An 18,528-nucleotide genomic window follows, 5' to 3' on the forward strand; every position below is an offset into this window, starting at 1 on the left:
CAGGCACTCAATGTCAGGAGAACTCGATGGCCCGTTCCACCGCAGTCCAGCGCGACACTTCCCAGACCTATCTATTCAGCCGCAGACGCCCCTGCCATTGCGGCAGCGTGGCGTGCCGCTTGATCTACCAGCGCGTGATGGCGGATATGTCGCGTCGCAAGTTCCTGGGCGGCGTGGCGGCCATGGCGATGCCCTTCATGGGCGCGCGCGCCGCGACCGCAGCGACCGCAGCGACCGATATCTTCCGCCATCCCGCCACGCCTGATCGCCCCTTGCTGCTGACCAACCTGCGCCTGTTCGATGGCTCGGGCAAGGCGGTGCAAGCGGGCGTGCACGTGTTGATCAAGGGCAATGTGATTGCCGACTTGCCGGCCGCTGGCACTGCCGTTACCGATGCGCAAATCATCGACTGCCAGGGCAAGCTGGTCATGCCCGGCCTGATCGATGTGCATTGGCATTCCATGCTGGCCGCCATTGCGCAAACCACCGCAATGACGGCCGACCTGGGTTACCTGTACATCGCGGCCGCCGAAGAAGCCGAGCGCACGCTGATGCGCGGCTTTACCGCCATTCGTGATGCAGGCGGCCCCGCGTTCGCCTTGAAGCGCGCCATCGACGAAGGCATGGTGCCCGGGCCGCGCATCTACCCCAGCGGCGCCATGATTTCCCAAACCGCGGGGCATGGTGATTTCCGCTTGCGCAGCGAAGTGCCGCGCGCGGCCAATGCGCCGCTGAGCCTGGTGGAAAGCGTGGGCGTCGCGATGATTGCCGACGGTGCCGACGAAGTCTTGCGCCGGGTACGCGAACAACTGATGTTGGGCGCATCGCAGATCAAGGTCATGGCGGGCGGCGGCGTCGCGTCGCTTTACGATCCCTTGGACAGCACACAGTTTTCCGAGGTTGAACTGCGCGCCGCGGTCGACGCAGCGGCGGATTGGAACACCTATGTGATGGCGCACGTCTACACGCCCAAAGGCATCCAGCGCACGATCAAGTCCGGCGTCAAATGCATTGAACACGGCCAACTGGCGGATGACGCCAGCGTGCGCATGATGCGTGACGAGGGGGTGTGGTGGAGCCTGCAACCGTTTTTGCAGGACGAAGACGCCAACTCCTATCCGGATGCCGAACGGCGCGCAAGCCAGCAGCGTGTTTCAGAAGGCACGGTCAACGCGTATGAGCTTGCGCAGAAATACGGCATCAAGACGGGCTGGGGCACGGACATTTTGTTCAACGCCAAGAACACGCCCAGCCAAGGGCGGCAACTGGCCAAGCTGGTGCGCTTCTACGACCCGCTGACGCTGCTTGCCCAAGCCACGGGCGTTAACGGCGAACTGCTGGGGCTGTCCGGTGAACGCAACCCGTATCCGCGCGCGCTGGGTCGCATCGTGCCGGGGGCGCTGGCCGATATTCTGGTGGCGGATGGAGACCCCTCACGCAACCTGGATTTTTTGGGCGACCCAGCCAACAATCTGCGGCTGATCATGAAAGACGGAAAGGTCTATAAAAATACCCTGGGCGCGGCAGCGGGCTAATAGATTTTATTAAGATGCATTATCTCTGCATATTATCTTTCCGCATTTATTGCAGAATAAATTGAAATAGTTAATGGGTTAGATACTTTCTGTCTGGTTTGATTGCCTTTCTTAAAGACCGGGGACGCATCACTCTCTACACTGCGCCGTTCCTGTAGAGGTGTAAATCCGGAATGCTGAGAAGGGCAGTGCTTGTGCATGTGGCTTCGTTACTGGTGCTCTGGCCATCGCAAAAAATACGAGAAGAAATAATCTGCGTGGAATATCCCACCCATCCACGAATAATCGTGCTGATCAGAAAAGACGTTTTCCTGAAATGGAATATTCCAGGTCAGGGCGACCCGCGTGGTGGCCCCGAGGGCGGCTGTACCGACGAACCATTACCCAGCATCCGCCGCATCAAGTCCGTTACCGGTGTCCGGGGTTGAACGGCCCGGAATTGATTAAGCATTTGCTAGCCAGCCGGCGCACGGCGTTCCAGCTCATGAACGATCTTATTTTTCAACGCCAGCAGCGCCGCGCCGTGCTGCCTTTCCACCGTTGATGCCGCATCGTCCGTAATCAGGCTCAGGTTCAAGGCCAGCGTTTGCCCGCCAGGCACGGCCAAGGGCGTGGACATGGCGACGACCCCCGGTTGCCAGGACGCCAGGCAAAGCCCCGTCGCGGCTACTTTCTCAATGGCCTTGTTGATCTCGGCGCTTATCGGTTTCCATGACGCGCTGCGATAGCCCTGCATTATTTCCCCAAGCAGCGGCTGGCGCGTCCTGGCGTCCAGCGTGGCCAGATAGGCTCGGCCCAATGACGTCAGTTCAATCGGAACACGCTGGCCCGCCACGATGGTGCGCAACGAGGGCTTGCGGTTATAGCGGATGGATTCCAGATAAACCATTTCCGTGCGGTCCGCGCTGGCCAGACCGATATTGACCTTGAGCTTGTTGGACACGTCCTGCATGAACGGCGTGGCCGCTTTCAAGACGGGCGAGGCGGCGCGCATCGCGTGTCCCAGGCTGAGCACGGGCGCGGCCAGCCGATAGGCGCGGGCGCCTCGTTCGTATTCCAGAAAACCGCTGGTCACCAAGGTTTGCGTCAAGCGGCTGACGGTTGCCCCCGATAAGCCGGTGCGTTCGGCAAGCTCGCCATTGCCCAGCAGGTCGGTGCCCGGCTTGAACGCCCGCAGGATGTCCAGGCCACGGGCCAGCGAACGGTTCTGGCTGACGCCATCGAAGCGTTGCGAGGGGTTGGCCGAAATATTGGCCGTTGAGTCGGGTATCCGGGTTGCCATCTGCAATTCCATCTAGTGGAAATAGGTGAGTGTTTTCGCCAACTGTAGCGCCTACCGTGTCGATATCGCCAGCCAAGAAAAACCCGATACCGGGACTGGCTGGTCCATCGACCAGGACGGAGCAAGCAAGATGGCGGACTACGAATTCATCAAACTGCAATTGGACGGCGGGGTGGCGACGCTGACGCTGAACCGGCCCGAAAAGCGCAACGCGATCAGCGACGCCATGCGCGCCGAATTGATCCACGCGCTGGAGGCCGTGAGCGCCGACCGTGGCACGAAGGCATTGGTGTTGACCGGCGAAGGCAAGGGCTTTTGCGCGGGCGGCGACATCTCGGGCATGCAGCGCCGCATGGACGCATCCTCGGGCGAGGTCGCCTTCAACGGCTGGTCGCGGCAGCAGCGCGTGCACCACGCGGTGAGCCTGCTGTATCGCATGCCCAAGCCCACCATCGCGGCCGTCAACGGCGCGGCCGCCGGGTTGGGCGCGGACACGGCCCTTAGCTGCGACTTCATCGTGGCCTCGGAAGCCGCGTCATTCACCTGGAGCTACATTGCGCGCGGGTTGATACCGGATGGTGGCGGCATGTATTTTCTGCCGCGTCGCGTGGGGCTGGCTCGCGCCAAGGACCTGATCTATTCCGGCCGCAAGGTACTGGCGGATGAAGCCTTGGCCTTGGGGATCGCCGACCGCCTGGCACCGGCCGGGGACGAGGTGCGCGCGGCCCAGGCTTGGGCGGCCGAACTGGCGCAAGGCTCGGCCACGGCGCTGGCGCTCAGCAAGTCGATTCTGGACCAGAGTTCCGAGTTGACGGCGGACCAGGTGTTTGCCATGGGCAGCCAGGCGCAGGGCATTTGCTACACCAGTACCGAACACCGCGAGTCGGTGGCGGCGTTTCTGGCGAAGATGGCTGAGGCCAAGATGGCCCAGGCCAAGACGGCCCGGGCCAAGACGGCCAAGGCCCCGGGAGAAGGCCAATGAACGGCCTGCAAAAGCTGCTGCGGCCGCGCAGCGTGGCGGTGGTGGGGGCGTCGGCGGACCCGGCCAAGACCTCGGGCCGGCCCGTGGCCTATTTGCAGAAGCACGGCTTCCAGGGCCGCATCTATCCCGTCAATCCCAAGGCGTCCGAGATTGCCGGGCTGCGTTGCTACCCCGATGTGCGTGCCTTGCCGGAAGCGCCGGACGTGGCCATCGTGCTGCTCAGCGCCCAGCACACGCAGCAAGCCGTGCGGGACCTGGCCGAGATCGGCACGGGCGCCGCCATCGTGCTGGCCAGCGGCTATGCCGAAACCGGCGACGAGGGCGCGCACCGTCAGCGCGAACTGCGTGACGCGGCGGGCAGCATGCGCATCCTGGGCCCCAACACGATAGGCCTGGTCAACCTGACGGACCGCATCACGCTATCGGCCAGCGGCGCGTTGGAACTGGACGATCTGCACGCCGGCGCGGTCGGCCTGGTGTCGCAAAGCGGCGGCATCCTGGGTGCGCTGCTGTCGCGCGCGGCGGCGCGTGGCATCGGCTTGTCCAAGCTGATTTCCACCAGCAACGAGGTCGACCTGGACCTGGCCGATTTTGTGGACGCGCTGGCGGACGACCCCGCCACGCGCGTCATCGCGCTGTATGTGGAAAGCATCCGCAACCCCAAGACCTTCCGCGCCGCCGCCCGCAAGGCCGCCGCGGCGGGCAAGCCGATCGTGGCGTTCAAGATCGGCCGCTCGGAATCCGGCGCGCAGGCCGCCGCGTCGCACACGGGTGCGCTGGCGGGCGCGGACGCCATGTACGACGCGCTGTTCGACGACGTGGGCATCATCCGCGCGCAGACGTTTGCAGACCTGCTGGACATTCCCGCCGCGCTGGCCAGCGAACGCAAGCTGGGCGGCCGGCGCGTCGCGGTGCTGACGTCAACGGGCGGAGCGGGCACGCTGGTGGCCGACAGCTTGGGCGTGGCGGGCTTTGAACTGCCCGCGCCCGACGCAAGCACCGGCGCCGCCTTGCGGGCGCTGCAAACGGGCGACCACGCCGCGCTGGACCGCAACCCCATCGACGTGACCCTGGCCGGCTTGCAGCCGGACCTGCTGCGCAACGCCATCCGCATCGTGCTGGAAAGCGATCAATACGATGCGCTGGTGGTGGTGGTGGGTTCGTCAGGCGTGGCGCAGCCTGAACTGATGGCCAACGCGCTGCGCGATTCTCTTGCGCTGAGCAGCAAGCCCTTGATGGCCTTCATCAGCCCACACGCGCCGCGCGCGGCCGAAGTGCTTAGCCACTACGGCATCCCCGCGTTCCCTGCGCCCGAGAGCATCGGCGCGGCGCTCTCGGCCATGTGGCGCGTGCAGGAGGGAAAGAAACGTTCCTCGCCGGGGCTCGTGCCGTCCACGGCGACTGAACCGATCCCCTGCGCGGAGCGGGGCTCGCTGGACGAGGCCCAGGCCAAGGCGCTGTTCGCCCGGTTCGGCATTCCCGGCGTACGCGAAATCACCGTCACGTCCGACGCGCAGGCAACAAGCGCCGCCGACACCTTGGGGCCGCGCGTCGTGCTCAAGCTGCTGTCGCGCGACATCACCCACAAAAGCGATGTGGGCGGCGTGGCGGTCAACGTGGCGCCCGAAGACATCGCAGAGCGCTTGCGGCAGATGACGCAAGACGTACAGCGGCACACCGGGCAGTCGCCCCAGGCCTTCCTGGTGCAAGAGATGGTGACGGGCGCCGCCGAGGTCATCGTCGGCCTGCATCACGACACGGTCGGTACGGCGGTGCTGCTGGGCATGGGCGGGGTGGTGGCCGAGCTGGTGCGCGACACGACCTTGCTGCTGCTGCCGGAAGATGGCGCGGCCTTGACGGAAGACGCGGTGCTTGCCGCCTTGCAACGCCTGAAGACCTGGCCCTTGCTGGACGGCTATCGCGGTCGCCCCAAAGCGGACGTGCCCGCGTTGATTCAGGCGGTGCTGGCGTTCGCGCGCATGGCCACCGCCTTGCAAGCGCAGTTGATCGAAGCCGAGATCAACCCCTTGTTCGTCAAGCCCTTGGGGCAAGGCGTCTGCGCGGCTGACGGCGTTGTGGTGTTGAAGAACTGACCGGGCATGGCCATCCGGCCGTCCATTTTTTGCAGAGGCGCCGCACCAGATCGGCGCAAGACAATATCAGGAGACAAGAATGAAGACCCAGCAATTTGCATGGCTTTCCGCCAAGGCCCTGGCGGCCACCGCGCTGACGATGGCTAGCCTTTGCGCACCGCAAGCGCACGCGGCGTTCCCGGATCGGCCGCTGCGCATCGTGGTGCCGTTCACCCCGGGCGGGGGCACGGACATCGTCGCGCGTCAGCTCGCCAAGGGCTTGACCGATGAGCTAGGCGAGTCGGTCATCGTGGAAAACCGGCCGGGCGGCAGCACCATCATCGGCACGGAAAACGTGGCCAAGAGCCCGCCCGATGGCTACTCGCTGTTGATGGCGACGTTCGCGCATGCGGTCAACCCGGCCATCCACAAGAAGCTGCCTTACGACACCGAGGCCGCGTTTGCGCCGGTGGCGATGATCGGCAAGTCGCCCAATGTGCTGGTGGTGTCGCCCAAGTCCCCATTCAAAAGCGTGCAGGACCTCTTGACCTACGCGCGCGCCCATCCGGGCAAGCTGACGTTCGGTTCCTACGGCAACGGCACGTCGGCGCACCTGGCGGGGGAATTGTTCAAGAGCCTGGGCAAGGTCGACATCCTGCACGTGCCGTACAAGGGCGCGGGGCCGGCCATCAATGACCTGATAGGCGGGCAGATCGACATGATCTTTTCAACCTCGGCCAGCGTCAGCGGCCAGATCAAGAACGGGCAACTGCGCGCGCTGGCGGTCACCACCAAAGACCGATCGCCCGCGTACCCGGGTGTGCCCAGCGTGGCGGAAGCGGGCGAAGCCGCTTACTTCGTGGATAGCTGGTACGGCGTCTTCGTGCCGCAGGGCACGCCGCAGGCGGTCATCAACCAGCTCAACGCGGCGATCAAGAAGGTGTCGGGCAAAGCAGATTTCCAGGCGGCGCTGGAATTGGAAGGGCTGGTCGCCGACGTGGGAACGCCGGCTGCGTTGGGTGAATACGTGCAGCAAGAAGAAACGCGCTGGACCAAGATCATCCGTGACGCGGGGATTGCGGATAAGCCGTAAAGGTCGACATTACAGACGCTATCTAGGACGCGATGGAGGACGCTGTGAAGGATGCGATGAAGGACGCTGCAAGGCGTGCCTGACATGCAATCCAAGCCGCGCGTCAAGGCTTGGACACCAAGTCCCCCGGCGCGTCCACATCCGCCAGCACGCCCGGGTCGTCCACCGCCAATTCATGAACCGGATGGCGCATCAGCACGCTGCGCGCGCCCACATCGCCCGCTAGCACGGCAAGCTCCGGCCACAGGTCGCGAGCGAACGCAACCGGATGCCCACGGCGGCCCTGCCACGTGGGCGCCACGATGCGGTGCTGGCGTGTTGCGGCAGCCACCTGCAAACACGTGTCTGCGCCCAACCACGGCATGTCGGCCAAGGCGATCAGGCAGGCGGACTCGGCCGGGCGGTCCTGGGTTTGGACGTCTTGCACTGCTTGCACCCCTTGCTCCCCTTGCTCCCCTTGGTTCTCTTGCATCAAGTGGCGCGCGGCCGTGGCCAGGCTGTCGCCCATGCCGTTTGCCTCAGCGTGCACCACCACGATTTCGCAACCCTCCGATTCCAGCAAGGCCCGCAGCGCCGTTTGGTCTGCGCGTAGCACCGCAATGGTGCGCGCCGTGGCTTGCCGCAGGGCACGGGCGCATGCCACGGCAACGGGTGTGCCATCGCCCAGCAGTACCAACAGCTTGTCCTGGCCCAGCGCGGCGGCGGCGTAGCGCCGCCCGTGGCCCGCCGCCAGCAGCACGCCCACGCAGAGGGGCAAGGCAGTGGAAGGGGGCAGTGAAGGGGGGCTGTCGAGTGCGGGGCTGGGCATGGGACTTGCTGGGTTTGCGCCTTGGCGGGTTGGTGTATTGAAGCATCGATGCACCAGCGCATCGGCGCACCGGCCCGTTGGTGAGTATTACTCATCAGAGTATGCGGATTTTGCCTCTTTTCTTGTCGGGTGGCGCGCTGCTACAGTGAGTTTGATATCCGGAGGGCATCACCATGGAAAGCCTGGATTTGCAGGTTTTAGCCGCAATCGAGAGCTGGCGCCATCAGGGCCACCGATTCATCCTGGCCACGGTTGCCAACACCTGGGGCGCCTCGCCACGACCGCGCGGATCCTGGCTGGCAGTGCGGGACGACGGGCGCATAGCCGGGTCGGTATCGGGCGGCTGTATTGAAGACGACCTGATCGACAAGATGCGGCGCGGCGAGCTCTGGCAGCCACGCCCTTACGCCCTGACCTACGGCGCCACCCGCGACGAAGCGTTGAACTTCGGCCTGCCCTGTGGCGGCATTCTGGAATTGCTCATCGAACCCGACCCAGACGTCGCGCTGCTGCAAGGTTTGGCAGAACACTTGGGCAAGGGTGAATTGGTCAAAAGAACTCTTAGCCTGGATGCCGGTGCGGTCACCTTGGCGCCTGCCCAGCCGGGCGATCAATTCCACTGGGACGGCAAAACGCTGACCACGCTGCACGGGCCGCAATGGCGTCTGTTGCTGGTGGGCGCGGGCGACATCGCGCGCTACATCGCGCCCATGGCGATGGCGCTGGGCTTTGAAGTCATTGTGTGCGACCCGCGCGAGGAATACGCCGCGTCGTGGAATGTGCCGGGCACGCGGCTGTTGACGACGATGCCCGACGACACCGTCACGGCCATCACGCCGGATATCCGCACGGCGATTATCGTGCTGGCGCATGACCCCAAGCTGGACGATATGGCGCTGCTGGAAGCGCTGCCGTCGCAAGCCTTCTTCGTGGGCGCGCTGGGTTCGCGGCGCACCAACGAGCAGCGCCGCAAGCGACTGCTTGAACATTTTGGTTTTACCCACGCGCAGGTGGCGCGCCTGCGCGGGCCGGTGGGCCTGCCCATCGGCAGCCGCACCCCGCCGGAAATCGCGGTATCCATCCTGGCCGAGTTGACGCAAGAGCGCATCCGCCACACCACCCCGCCCAGCCCCCATTCGCTACAGGAATGCGGATTGCTGGCCGATGACCTGGAGCGCGGCGTGGTCCGCGTTGCCGACTAGACAAAGAGGCTGCCTTGGAAAATTCGCTTGCCATCAAGATCACCCGGCGCAACCTGCTCAAGGCAGGCGCCGTTTCTGCCACCGCGATGGCTACGCCATCTTTGACCGGCGCCCAGCAGACTACGCAGGCCGGCATGCAAGCCATGTCCGCCACCGTGACCTTGCGTGTCAACGGCGCGGCGCGCGAGGTGTCGCTGGACATGCGCACGACGCTGCTGGACGCGCTGCGTGAACACCTGCACCTGACCGGCACCAAGAAAGGTTGCGACCACGGCCAGTGCGGCGCCTGTACGGTGATGCTGGACGGGCGGCGCGTCAATTCCTGTTTGACGCTGGCTGTCATGCATGACGGGGCCGAGATCACCACCATCGAAGGGCTGGGCACGCCCACCGCGCTGCACCCGCTGCAGGCCGCCTTCGTCAAGCATGACGGCTACCAGTGCGGCTACTGTACGCCCGGTCAGATCTGTTCGGCGGTGGCCATGCTGGAAGAGGTATCGCAAGGCGTGCCCAGCCACGTCAGCGCCAGCCTGACCGAGCGCCCGCTCCTGAGCGCGGAAGAAATCCGCGAACGCATGAGCGGCAATATCTGCCGCTGCGGCGCGTATTCGAACATCGTCGATGCCATCACCGAGGTGGCGGGGAGCAAAGCATGAGGCCCTTTACCTACGAGCGCGCCCGCACCCCCGCCGACGCCGCCGCCAGCGCCGCCCAGGTGCGCGGCGCACGCTTCATTGCGGGCGGCACGAACCTGCTGGACCTGATGAAACTGGAAGTGGAAACCCCCACGCATCTGATCGACGTGAATGGCTTGGGCCTGGACCAGATTTCAGAAACGCCGGACGGCGGCTTGCGCGTGGGCAGTCTGGTGCGCAACACCGACCTGGCCGCGGACGAGCGCGTGCGGCGCGATTACGCGGTGCTGTCACGCGCCATTCTGGCGGGCGCCTCCGGGCAGATCCGCAACCGCGCCACCACCGCCGGCAATCTGCTACAGCGCACGCGCTGCCCGTACTTCTACGACACCAACATGCCCTGTAATAAGCGCGCGCCCGGCACCGGCTGTTCGGCCATGGGCGGCGTGACGCGCCAGTTGGCCGTGATCGGCGCCAGCGAGGCCTGTATTGCCACGCACCCCAGCGACATGGCGGTGGCCATGCGCCTCTTGGATGCCCAGGTGGAAACCGTGCGCCCCGACGGCGCCACGCGCGTGATTCCAATCGCGGATTTTTACCGGCTGCCCGGCGACACGCCGCACATCGACAGCAACCTGGAACCCGGTGAACTCATCACTGCCGTGAACTTGCCCAAGCCGGTGGGCGGCGTCCACGTGTACCGCAAGGTGCGCGACCGCGCGTCGTTCGCCTTCGCGCTGGTGTCCGTCGCCGTCGTGGTGCAGGAAGACGGCAGCGGCCGTGTGGCGATGGGCGGCGTGGCGCCACAGCCGTGGCGCATGGACGCGGCCGACGCCGCGATGCCGCAAGGTGCCCGCGCGGTGGCCGACCGTCTGCTGGCTGACGCGCGACCCACCGAAGACAACGCGTTCAAGCTGACGCTGGCGGCAAGAACCCTGAGTGCAGTGCTGGCGCAAGCGAGGGCCTGACGCGATGAAATTCGATACTCCCGCCACCCAAAATCCCATCGATCAATTGAAGGTCGTGGGCCATGCCGTCGACCGCATCGACGGCCCCTTGAAGACCACGGGCAAGGCGCCCTACGCCTATGAACAGCATGACGCCGCGCCGCAGGCAGCCGTGGGTTACGTGCTGGGCGCGGCCATTGCGAAGGGCCGCATCAGCAGCATGGACATCGAGGCCGCGCGCCGTGCGCCCGGCGTGCTGGCGGTGGTTACCGCGCAAAACGCCGGCAAGCTGGGCAAGGGCAAGATGAACACCGCCGTGTTGTTGGGCGGGCCTGACATCCAGCACTATCACCAGGCCATCGCACTGGTCGTGGCTGAAAACCTGGAGCAGGCGCGCGCCGCCAGCCGCTTGATCCGCGTGCAGTATGAGCGCGCGCCCGGCGCGTTCGACCTGGCGGCGGAAAAGGAATCGGGCGGCAAGGCCGGCAAAAACGACGGCAAGAAAAACCCGCGCGAAGACCGCGTCGGCGACTTTGAAAGCGCCTTCGCACAAGCCCCGGTGAAGATCGACCACCTCTACACCACGCCGGATCAATCCCACTGCATGATGGAACCGCATGCGTCCATGGCGGCATGGGAGGGCGATTCGCTGACCTTGTGGACGTCGAATCAGATGATCGATTGGGGGCGCGGCGACGTGGCCCGCACGCTGGGCATCCCGCGCGAAAAAGTGCGGCTGATCTCGCCCTACATTGGCGGCGGCTTTGGCGGCAAGCTGTTCGTGCGGGCGGACGCCTTGCTGGCGGCGTTGGGCGCTCGCGCGGCGCGGCGGCCCGTGAAGGTGGCGTTGCAGCGGCCCCTGATCGCGAACAACACCACGCATCGCCCGGCGACAATCCAGCGGGTGCGCATCGGCACCACCCAAGACGGCAAGATCACGGCCATCGGCCATGAAAGCTGGTCAGGCGATTTGCCCGGTGGCGGTCCCGAAGAAGCCGTGCAGCAGACGCGCCTGCTCTATGCCGGCGCCAACCGGCTGACCGCGCTGAACCTGATGGAACTGGACCTGCCCGAAGGCAACGCGATGCGTGCCCCGGGCGAAGCGCCGGGCCTGATGGTGCTGGAGATCGCAGTGGACGAAATGGCCGAGGCCGCAGGCGTGGACCCGGTGGAATTTCGCGTGCGCAACGACACGCAGGTAGACCCCGCCAAGCCCGAGCGCCCGTTCTCGCAACGGCACCTGATTGAATGCCTGCGCGTGGGGGCGGACCACTTCGGGTGGGCCGACCGCAGCGCGCGGCCGGGCACGCGGCGAGAAGGGCGCTGGCTGGTGGGCATGGGCGTGGCGGCGGCGTTTCGCAATAACCTGGTGATGAAATCGGCCGCGCGCGTGCGTCTGGACGCAGCCGGCCAGGTCATCGTGGAAACCGACATGACCGACATCGGCACCGGCAGCTACACCGTCATCGCGCAGACCGCCGCGGAAATGCTGGGCGTGCCGCTGGCCAAAGTCATCGTGCGGCTGGGGGATTCCTCGTTCCCCGTGTCGGCGGGGTCGGGCGGCCAGTGGGGCGCCAACAGTTCCACGGCCGGCGTGTACGCGGCCTGCGACAAGCTGCGCGCCGCCATCCTGCAACGGCTGGGGTTCGCGAGCGACGGCGCGGTGTTCGCGGACGGCTCGGTCACCGACGCCAGCGGCCGAACTGCCACGCTGCGCGATGCGGCGGCGGGCGGCGAGCTGGTGGCTGAAGACGTGCTGGAATTTGGCGACCTGGACAAGAAGTTCCAGCAGTCCACGTTTGGCGCGCACTTTGTCGAAGTGGCGGTGGACGCCGCCACCGGCGAAACACGCATCCGCCGCATGTTGGCCGTGTGCGCGGCCGGGCGCATTCTGAACCCCAAGACTGCGCGCAGCCAGGTGATAGGCGCCATGACGATGGGCGTGGGCGCGGCGCTGATGGAGGAATTGGCGGTGGACGATCGCGTGGGCTATTTCGTGAACCACGACCTGGCCAGCTACGAAGTCCCCGTGCATGCCGACATCCCCAGTCAGGAAGTCATATTCCTGGACGAAACCGACCCGATCTCGTCGCCGATGAAGGCCAAGGGGGTAGGGGAATTGGGCCTGTGCGGCGTGGGCGCGGCCATCGCCAACGCGGTCTACAACGCCACCGGCGTGCGGGTGCGCGACTACCCCATCACGCTGGACAAGCTGCTGCCCGGGCTGCCGGACCTGGCTTGATCCAAACCGGTCCGTAACGCTTGCGCGCCGATCAGCCCGGCGCGTGATCCAGCAAGCCCGACAAGGCCGCCGCGCTTTGCCGCACGGCGGCCACGATGGCGTCCTGGTCCAGGCTGCCGCTTTCCAACTGCGCGGCGGGAATCGTCACGCCGATGGCGGCGGCAATGCGGCCGCTCTGGTCGCGCACGGGTGCGACCACGCTCGCGATGGCGGCTTCGAAGAACCCGGTGTCTTGCACATACCCCCGCGCGGCGTCCTGCCGCAGCATCTCATGCAGTGCTTCCACCGTGGCCGGCGTGCGCGGCGTGAAGCCCTGGAGCGGCGTCTCCGGATACAGGGCGCGCAGTTCGTCCAGCGTCAGGTCACAGAGCAGCGCGCGGCCCAATGACGTGGAATGCGCAGGCAGGCGCGTGCCCACGTACACCGTGCTGACAAAGGGCGTGGGCGCGGAAGACTTAGCCACCACCACCACCGACTGCCCGTCTCGCACCACCAGGTTGGATGGCAGGCCTGTGGCATCGCGCAGCTTCTCCAGCAGCGGGCCGCCCAGCTCGGTCAGTTCCAGCGACGCCAGATACTCGAAGCCCAGCCGCAACACGCCCATGTCCAGCCGGTACGCGGAGCCCGATTCCACCTTGCGCACGAAGCCCATGCGTTCCAGCGTGGTCAAGAGACGAAACACGGTGGAACGCGGAATCGACAGGCGACGGGCCAGCTCGGGCGCCGTCAACGTTCTGTCGTTTCTGCTGAACTCGCAAAGCAGCAGCAGGCCGCGCTCCAACGCGGGAACGGCATAGCGGTCGGACGGGGTCTCGCTGGTGTCGAGGTCGGTCAATTCGTGCTCCAGGGCGGTAATCCAAAAATTGGCGACGACAGAGTACCGCAGCTCATGCGCAAACGGGGCCGACTCGTACTTGTCTGAAATGCAGCGCGTCTAGGGATATCCCGGATGCCGGGTCTGGCATTGGTGGCGATAATTTGTCCGTATAGAAAACGTTGTTTTATATATGAGACAAAGTGACGTTATTGTCATCGGAGAACGCCATGTCATTACCCCCGCGGTCCGCCGCTGCGCCGTCCTTCAATCCGCTCCTCAAGCCCTGGGCGCCGCCGGATATCGAGCATGCCGCCGGCAAGGGCGAGATCGAGCGCCCGGGCGCCGCGCCGAACCTGATATGGCAAACCCGCGCCCTGGAACCGACCGCTTACGAAAACGCACTGGGCGACGCGCTGGAAGCGGCCTTCGACGATGGCGCCGAGACGCCCGCGGACGTGGTCGCAAGCCTGAATGCCCAGGCCCTGCGCGCGCCGGACGGCGAGCCCTGGACTGAAGCGGGCTTTCTGGACGAAATGCGCCGGCTTGGCGCTTGAACTTACTTCGCGGCCAGGACTCGATCCGCCGCCATCCCTCCTATTTAAGGGGTTGTTGACCATGACATCGCAACAGATAGAAAACCGCCTGAATCAGGGCCTGCGCAATTACTGGTATCCGGTCGCCGCGCAATGGGCCGTGGGCGGCGCGCCGCTCGGCATCACGCGCCTGGGCCAGAACATCGTGTTGTGGCGCGATACGCAAGGCAACGTCCACGCGCTGGAAGACCGCTGCCCGCACCGTGGCGCACGCCTGTCCATGGGCTGGAACCTGGGCGACCGCGTCGCGTGCTGGTATCACGGCGTGGAAGTGGGGGGCGATGGCCAGGTCAAAAGCGTGCCGGCCGTCAGCCAGTGCCCGCTGGAAGGCCGTAGCTGTGTGAAGTCCTACCCCGTGCGCGTCGCGGCGGGCGCGGTATTCCTGTGGTTCGGCCAGGGGGCGGCGCCGGCGCTCAGCCTGCCGGACGAACTGGACTGCCCCGAGCACGCGCACTTTCTGTGTACCGCGCAATGGGCCTGCAACTACCGCTACGCCATCGACAACGTCATGGACCCGATGCACGGCGCCTACCTGCACGCGGCGTCGCATTCGATGGCCGAGGGCGACAAACAGGCGCAGATGGCCATCCGTGAAACCGACACGGGCCTGATCTTCGAAAAGAGCAATCAGTCGGGCGTGAACTTCGATTGGGTCGAGTTCGGCGAAACCGATTCGATGTGGCTGCGCCTGTCCATCCCCTACAAGAAGCGATTCGGTCCAGGCGGCGAGTTTGGCATCGTGGGCTACGCCACCCCCGTGGACGAGGACCACTGCCAGATCTTCTTCTGGCGCACGCGGCGCGTGCAGGGTTGGCAGCGCGACGTGTGGCGCTTTCTGTACCGCAATCGGCTTGAAGGCCTGCATTGGGAAGTGCTGGAGCAAGACCGCGTTGTGCTGGAAAGCATGGCGCCGGATGCGCGCAAGCACGAGACGCTTTATCAGCATGACGTCGGCATCACGCGCGTGCGGCGCATCCTGCAGCGGCGCGCCGAGGCCGAAGTGCAGGCGGAAGTGCAGGCAGAAAGCCCGGCCAATGTGCAGGCCGCACATGTCTGAGGCCAACACTCACCGCTTGCCCGCGCTCTCGTTGGACGGCCGCCGCATTCTGGTGACGGGCGCGGCGCGCGGGCTGGGCCTGGCCTTTACGGAATATCTGGCGCAAGCCGGCGCGCAGATTGCGATGGTCGACGTATTGGGCCGGGAACTGGACCAGCAGGCCACCCGCCTGCGCAACGCCGGCCTGCGCGTGGATGCCTTCCTGGCGGATCTGCGCGACCCCGACTCCTGCCTGCGCTGCGCCCACGACGCGGTGCGCGCGCTGGGCGGCTTGGACGGCCTGGTGAACAACGCATCCATCACCCATTCCGGCGGACGCCTGGCCGAAGAGCTGGACGTGGCGCTGTGGGACAGCGTCATGGAAGTCAATGTGCGCGGCACCTGGTTGATGACCACGGCCTGCCTGCCCGCGTTGCGCGCCAGCGGCCAGGGCAGCATCGTCAACATTGCATCCGACACGGCGCTGTGGGGCGCGCCCAAGTTGCTGGCCTACGTGGCCAGCAAGGGCGCGCTGATCAGCATGAGCCGCTCGCTGGCGCGCGAACTGGGCGCGGACAACATCACCGTCAACACGATCGCCCCGGGCCTGACGCGCGTGGAAGCCACCGACTACGTGCCGGCCGCGCGCCATGAGCTCTACCGCAACCAGCGCGCCATTGCACGAGAGCAGGTGCCCGCCGACTTGTGCGGCACGGTGGCCTTTTGCCTGTCGGACCTGTCGCGCTTCATGACCGGGCAACTGTTGGCCGTGAACGGCGGCATGGTGATGCACTGAAATCAAGCAAAACAGGTGGAACGACTTATGTGGCAGTTGAAAAACAAAGTGGCGGTGGTGACGGGCGGCTCGTCGGGCATCGGCCTGGCAACCGTGCAGCGCCTGTTGGACGCGGGCGCGGCTGTCGCCTTCTGCGGGCGCAACGCGCAACGCCTGGCCGACGCGCGCGCGCAACTGATGGCGCAATGGCCCGACGCACAGTTGCTGGCCGCGCAATGCGATGTGCTGGACCCGACACAAATGACCGCTTTCGCGGCTCAGGTCCAGGCGCGGTGGGGACCCGCCAGCGTGCTCATCAATAACGCCGGCCAGGGCAGGGTATCCACCTTCGCCACCACCGACGACGGCGCCTGGCACGAAGAACTGCGCTTGAAGTTCTTCTCGGTCATCCACCCCACGCGCGCCTTTTTACCGCAGTTGAAGGCAGCGCCCGCGCCCGCCATCGTCTGCGTGAATTCTTTGCTGGCGGTGCAGCCCGAACCGCACATGGTGGCCACCTCGGCCGCGCGTGCCGGGGTGCACAACCTGGTCCGTTCCCTGGCGACCGAATTCGCGCCTTATGGCATCCGCGTCAACGCGGTGCTGTTGGGCCTGGTGGATTCCGGCCAATGGCGCCGCCGCTTCGACGCGCGCGACGACAAGTCCTTGAATTGGGCGGCATGGACCGCCCAATTGGCGGCTGACAAGGGCATTCCCCTTGCGCGCCTGGGCGACCCGGTTGAAGCCGCCAACGCAATCTGTTTCCTGGCCTCGCCCTTGGCGGCATACACCACCGGCGGCCACATCGATGTTTCTGGAGGATTGTCCCGTCATGCCTGAAGTGCCCCGTATCACCGTCGGCCACGCCATTGCCGCCTTTCTTGAACAATGCGAAATCAAAGCCGCGTTCGGCGTCATCTCTATTCACAACATGCCCATCCTGGACGCCCTGGGCGAACGCGGCAATATCCGCTTCGTGCCGGCACGTGGCGAAGCGGGGGCCACCAATATGGCCGACGCCTATGCGCGCACCACGGGTGGGCTGGGTGTGTGCCTGACCAGCACCGGCACCGCGGCCGGCAATGCGGCGGGCGCGCTCGTTGAAGCCTGGACTGCGGGCACGCCGCTGCTGCACCTGACCGGACAGATCGAAACGCCATTCCTGGATCGGGGCATGTCCTACATCCACGAAGCACCCGATCAGTTGTCGATGCTGAAGTCCATATCCAAGGCGGCGTTTCGCGTGCGCAGCGCCGACACGGCGCTAAGCGTCATCCGCCACGCCGTGCAAGTGGCCATGAGCGCGCCGCGCGGCCCCGTCAGCGTCGAGATTCCCATTGATATCCAGTCGGCGCTGATTCCCGTGCCGCAAGATCTGCAAGCGCTGCCGGTCGCGCCCGTGACGCCCAACGCCGACGCGCTGGACCGTCTGGCCGACGACCTGGCCCAGGCGCGCCGACCGATGCTGTGGTTGGGGGGCGGGGCGCGGGGCGCGGCCAAGGCGGTGAAGCGCCTGCGCAGCATGGGCTTCGGCGTCGTCACCAGCACCCAAGGCCGTGGCGTGCTGCCCGAGGACGATGCCGGCACGCTGGGCGCCTTCAACCTGCAAGCGCCCGTCGAGGCTTTCTATCAGACCTGCGATGCCATGCTGGTGGTGGGCTCGCGCCTGCGCGGCAATGAAACGCTGCAATACCGGCTGAACCTGCCGCGCGCCCTTTATCGCATCGACGCCGACCCCGCCGCCGATGGCCGCTGCTATGCCAATGCGCGCTTCGTGCATGGCGACGCCGCGCTGGCGCTGGAAGGCTTGGCCGACCGCCTGGAAGGCCGCATGCGCGTGCAAGACGGCTTCTTGTCAGATCTGCAAACGGCGCGCTCGCAAGCCAGCGCGGCACTGCGCGAAGGGCTGGGCGCCTACGGTGAATTGGTTGACAGCTTGCAACGCCACCTGGGCCGCGACTTCAACTGGGTACGCGACGTCACCGTGTCCAACAGCACCTGGGGTAACCGCTACCTGCGCGTTTTCGACCCCTTGGCCGGCGTGCATGCGCTGGGCGGCGGCATCGGCCAGGGTCTTGCCATGGGCATCGGCGCGGCGGTCGGCGCGGCCGCCACGGGCTCGGGCAAGAAAACGTTCTGCCTGTCGGGCGATGGCGGCTTCATCCTGAACCTGGGTGAACTGGCCACCGCCGTGCAAGAGCGGGCCGACGTGGTGTTCGTGCTGATGAACGACCGTGGCTACGGCGTCATCAAGAACATCCAGGACAGCCAGTACGGCGGCCGACGCCACTACGTGGACCTGCATACGCCCGACTATGCCGCCCTGGCGGCGTCCTTGGCGCTGCGGCACGTGCGCGTGTCGCGCGTGGCGGACATGGATGCGGCGCTGGCGACCGCCGCGCGCGAAGCGGGGCCGTGCTTGATCGAAGTCGACATGCTGTCCATCGGCGCATTCAAAACCGTCTTCGCCGGCCCGCCGGTCAAGACGCCGGAGGTGGCGTGATGCGCA

Annotated in this window: 16 protein-coding genes; 13 read left to right on the forward strand and 3 right to left on the reverse strand. The window is 65.9% G+C overall.

Annotation, left to right across the window (positions count from 1 at the left end):
- Nucleotides 1-26: 26 nt before the first annotated feature.
- Complete coding sequence (locus M2361_RS01025) at nucleotides 27-1,535, forward strand: amidohydrolase family protein (protein ID WP_259245816.1); 1,509 nt, start codon at nucleotides 27-29, stop codon at nucleotides 1,533-1,535.
- Nucleotides 1,536-1,989: 454 nt separating this feature from the next.
- Here the strand turns inward: M2361_RS01025 and M2361_RS01030 are convergent, their stop codons facing one another.
- Complete coding sequence (locus tag M2361_RS01030; protein WP_259245817.1) at nucleotides 1,990-2,817, reverse strand: IclR family transcriptional regulator; 828 nt, start codon at nucleotides 2,815-2,817, stop codon at nucleotides 1,990-1,992.
- Nucleotides 2,818-2,947: 130 nt separating this feature from the next.
- On the opposite strand from M2361_RS01030, the gene M2361_RS01035 reads away from it, so the two are divergent.
- The 3 genes from M2361_RS01035 to M2361_RS01045 all read left to right on the forward strand — a co-directional run bounded on the left by M2361_RS01035 (nucleotide 2,948) and on the right by M2361_RS01045 (nucleotide 6,964).
- Nucleotides 2,948-3,799 (forward strand): enoyl-CoA hydratase/isomerase family protein, encoded by an 852-nt coding sequence (locus M2361_RS01035; protein ID WP_259245818.1) that lies wholly within the window; start codon nucleotides 2,948-2,950, stop codon nucleotides 3,797-3,799.
- Entirely contained in the window at nucleotides 3,796-5,892 is a 2,097-nt protein-coding gene (locus M2361_RS01040; protein WP_259245819.1) for an acetate--CoA ligase family protein, read from the forward strand. Before M2361_RS01035 ends, M2361_RS01040 begins: the two co-directional genes overlap by 4 nt.
- A gap of 79 nt (nucleotides 5,893-5,971) precedes the next feature.
- Nucleotides 5,972-6,964: a tripartite tricarboxylate transporter substrate binding protein gene (locus tag M2361_RS01045; protein ID WP_404976227.1), complete on the forward strand. Its 993-nt coding sequence runs from the start codon at nucleotides 5,972-5,974 to the stop codon at nucleotides 6,962-6,964.
- Nucleotides 6,965-7,067: 103 nt separating this feature from the next.
- Here the strand turns inward: M2361_RS01045 and M2361_RS01050 are convergent, their stop codons facing one another.
- Complete coding sequence (locus tag M2361_RS01050) at nucleotides 7,068-7,772, reverse strand: NTP transferase domain-containing protein (protein WP_259245820.1); 705 nt, start codon at nucleotides 7,770-7,772, stop codon at nucleotides 7,068-7,070.
- Between the two features lie 173 nt (nucleotides 7,773-7,945).
- Between M2361_RS01050 and M2361_RS01055 the strand changes: the two genes are divergently transcribed.
- From M2361_RS01055 to paoC, 4 genes are read left to right on the forward strand one after another with little or no spacing between them, the layout of a single operon-like run.
- Complete coding sequence (locus M2361_RS01055; RefSeq protein ID WP_259245821.1) at nucleotides 7,946-8,974, forward strand: XdhC family protein; 1,029 nt, start codon at nucleotides 7,946-7,948, stop codon at nucleotides 8,972-8,974.
- A 14-nt stretch (nucleotides 8,975-8,988) separates the two neighbouring features.
- Nucleotides 8,989-9,630, forward strand: coding sequence for an aldehyde dehydrogenase iron-sulfur subunit PaoA (gene paoA / locus M2361_RS01060; protein ID WP_259245822.1), 642 nt, complete (start codon nucleotides 8,989-8,991; stop codon nucleotides 9,628-9,630).
- On the forward strand, nucleotides 9,627-10,577 hold the full coding sequence (locus M2361_RS01065) for a xanthine dehydrogenase family protein subunit M (RefSeq protein WP_259245823.1): 951 nt from the start codon (nucleotides 9,627-9,629) through the stop codon (nucleotides 10,575-10,577). Before paoA ends, M2361_RS01065 begins: the two co-directional genes overlap by 4 nt.
- Before the next feature lie 4 nt (nucleotides 10,578-10,581).
- Nucleotides 10,582-12,798, forward strand: a complete 2,217-nt coding sequence (gene paoC, locus M2361_RS01070) for an aldehyde oxidoreductase molybdenum-binding subunit PaoC (protein WP_259245824.1) — start codon at nucleotides 10,582-10,584, stop codon at nucleotides 12,796-12,798.
- Nucleotides 12,799-12,829: 31 nt separating this feature from the next.
- Here the strand turns inward: paoC and M2361_RS01075 are convergent, their stop codons facing one another.
- Nucleotides 12,830-13,633 carry an IclR family transcriptional regulator gene (locus tag M2361_RS01075; protein WP_259245825.1) on the reverse strand — a complete coding sequence of 268 codons (804 nt, stop codon included), beginning with the start codon at nucleotides 13,631-13,633 and terminating at the stop codon, nucleotides 12,830-12,832.
- 209 nt (nucleotides 13,634-13,842) lie between these two features.
- Here M2361_RS01075 and M2361_RS01080 point away from each other — a divergent pair, with 209 nt between their 5' ends.
- The 5 genes from M2361_RS01080 to M2361_RS01100 all read left to right on the forward strand — a co-directional run bounded on the left by M2361_RS01080 (nucleotide 13,843) and on the right by M2361_RS01100 (nucleotide 18,522).
- Nucleotides 13,843-14,169, forward strand: a complete 327-nt coding sequence (locus M2361_RS01080) for a recombinase-like helix-turn-helix domain-containing protein (RefSeq protein WP_259245826.1) — start codon at nucleotides 13,843-13,845, stop codon at nucleotides 14,167-14,169.
- 61 nt (nucleotides 14,170-14,230) lie between these two features.
- Complete coding sequence (locus tag M2361_RS01085; RefSeq protein ID WP_259245827.1) at nucleotides 14,231-15,265, forward strand: aromatic ring-hydroxylating dioxygenase subunit alpha; 1,035 nt, start codon at nucleotides 14,231-14,233, stop codon at nucleotides 15,263-15,265.
- Nucleotides 15,258-16,040: an SDR family oxidoreductase gene (locus tag M2361_RS01090; RefSeq protein WP_259245828.1), complete on the forward strand. Its 783-nt coding sequence runs from the start codon at nucleotides 15,258-15,260 to the stop codon at nucleotides 16,038-16,040. Before M2361_RS01085 ends, M2361_RS01090 begins: the two co-directional genes overlap by 8 nt.
- Before the next feature lie 27 nt (nucleotides 16,041-16,067).
- Nucleotides 16,068-16,859 carry an SDR family oxidoreductase gene (locus M2361_RS01095; protein WP_259245829.1) on the forward strand — a complete coding sequence of 264 codons (792 nt, stop codon included), beginning with the start codon at nucleotides 16,068-16,070 and terminating at the stop codon, nucleotides 16,857-16,859.
- Entirely contained in the window at nucleotides 16,852-18,522 is a 1,671-nt protein-coding gene (locus tag M2361_RS01100) for a thiamine pyrophosphate-binding protein (protein WP_259245830.1), read from the forward strand. Before M2361_RS01095 ends, M2361_RS01100 begins: the two co-directional genes overlap by 8 nt.
- The last annotated feature ends 6 nt before the right edge of the window (nucleotides 18,523-18,528 follow it).

Origin of the sequence: Achromobacter sp. JUb104 (genome assembly GCF_024806975.1) — a bacterium.
Taxonomy (GTDB): Bacteria; Pseudomonadota; Gammaproteobacteria; order Burkholderiales; family Burkholderiaceae_B; genus Achromobacter; species Achromobacter spanius.

Bases quoted from the DNA above. Each gene is read 5' to 3' on its own strand.
- M2361_RS01100 (WP_259245830.1), top strand. From the start codon at position 16,852: ATGCCTGAAGTGCCCCGTATCACCGTCGGCCACGCCATTGCCGCCTTT.
- M2361_RS01090 (WP_259245828.1), top strand. From the start codon at position 15,258: ATGTCTGAGGCCAACACTCACCGCTTGCCCGCGCTCTCGTTGGACGGC.
- M2361_RS01065 (WP_259245823.1), top strand. From the start codon at position 9,627: ATGAGGCCCTTTACCTACGAGCGCGCCCGCACCCCCGCCGACGCCGCC.
- M2361_RS01055 (WP_259245821.1), top strand. From the start codon at position 7,946: ATGGAAAGCCTGGATTTGCAGGTTTTAGCCGCAATCGAGAGCTGGCGC.
- M2361_RS01040 (WP_259245819.1), top strand. From the start codon at position 3,796: ATGAACGGCCTGCAAAAGCTGCTGCGGCCGCGCAGCGTGGCGGTGGTG.
- M2361_RS01045 (WP_404976227.1), top strand. From the start codon at position 5,972: ATGAAGACCCAGCAATTTGCATGGCTTTCCGCCAAGGCCCTGGCGGCC.
- M2361_RS01080 (WP_259245826.1), top strand. From the start codon at position 13,843: ATGTCATTACCCCCGCGGTCCGCCGCTGCGCCGTCCTTCAATCCGCTC.
- M2361_RS01030 (WP_259245817.1), bottom strand. From the start codon at position 2,817: ATGGCAACCCGGATACCCGACTCAACGGCCAATATTTCGGCCAACCCC.
- M2361_RS01025 (WP_259245816.1), top strand. From the start codon at position 27: ATGGCCCGTTCCACCGCAGTCCAGCGCGACACTTCCCAGACCTATCTA.
- M2361_RS01095 (WP_259245829.1), top strand. From the start codon at position 16,068: ATGTGGCAGTTGAAAAACAAAGTGGCGGTGGTGACGGGCGGCTCGTCG.
- M2361_RS01085 (WP_259245827.1), top strand. From the start codon at position 14,231: ATGACATCGCAACAGATAGAAAACCGCCTGAATCAGGGCCTGCGCAAT.
- paoC (WP_259245824.1), top strand. From the start codon at position 10,582: ATGAAATTCGATACTCCCGCCACCCAAAATCCCATCGATCAATTGAAG.
- M2361_RS01035 (WP_259245818.1), top strand. From the start codon at position 2,948: ATGGCGGACTACGAATTCATCAAACTGCAATTGGACGGCGGGGTGGCG.
- M2361_RS01050 (WP_259245820.1), bottom strand. From the start codon at position 7,772: ATGCCCAGCCCCGCACTCGACAGCCCCCCTTCACTGCCCCCTTCCACT.